This window comes from Mesorhizobium sp. M7A.F.Ca.AU.002.02.1.1, from assembly GCF_003998535.1.
In the GTDB taxonomy this organism is placed as follows: domain Bacteria; phylum Pseudomonadota; class Alphaproteobacteria; order Rhizobiales; family Rhizobiaceae; genus Mesorhizobium; species Mesorhizobium ciceri.
The window spans coordinates 1-643 of sequence record NZ_RZPB01001404.1 but is presented as its reverse complement, the minus strand read 5'-3'; the positions used below and the strand labels follow the sequence as shown (position 1 = coordinate 643).

Below are 643 nucleotides of genomic sequence, written 5' to 3'. Positions count from 1 at the left end.
GCCGCGCAACATTTGGGCAAGCACCGGGCCTGCACCCTCGGTGCCGATGGCGATGGCCACCGGCGCGCGGTTGACCAGCGCCGGGGTGAAGAAATCGCAAAGCTCAGGCCGATCGACGGCATTGACCGGAATGCCTAGGCGGCGCGCATCCGCGGCCACCCGGCGGTCGAGTTCCTCGTCGCCGCTGGCGGCAAACACCATGACCGCGCCTTCGAGCTGCGACGCCTCGTAAGCCGCGGCAAAATGAGTCGCGCCGGCCTGGGCGACGAAGGCGAGCAGGTCGGGCTCGGCGTGTTCCGCGACGATCCGCAGGAGCGCGCTCGACTGTCCGATCAGCCGCGCCTTGGCCAGCGCCTCTTCGCCGCCCCCGACGATGGCCACAGCTTCGCCCTCAACCCGCATGAACACGGGGAAGGCGTTGAGCTTGGGAGCAGTGTGCGACATGGACGCGAGCGGAATCCTCAATGAGCTTGCAGTTCTACGCGCGAGCGCGAGAAACCAGAAGGAACGCACTCGCGCATCCCTTATCGGGATGCAATTGCTTTTCTGAAAGCATCCCGGCCAAGAGAAAAATATTTCTCATTTACAGATAGAGCGGATTCAAGCTTCTGTCGCAGGCCTTGATTTGTGGCTCTTTTAGCGC

General features: G+C 63.5%; 1 protein-coding gene. It reads right to left on the bottom strand.

All coding sequences use genetic code 11. The annotated features are described in order from the left end of the window. A partial coding sequence (locus EN879_RS38015; RefSeq protein ID WP_281034639.1) for an NAD(P)-dependent oxidoreductase occupies positions 1–444 on the bottom strand: 444 nt, incomplete at its 3' end. Between the last annotated feature and the right edge of the window lie 199 nt (positions 445–643).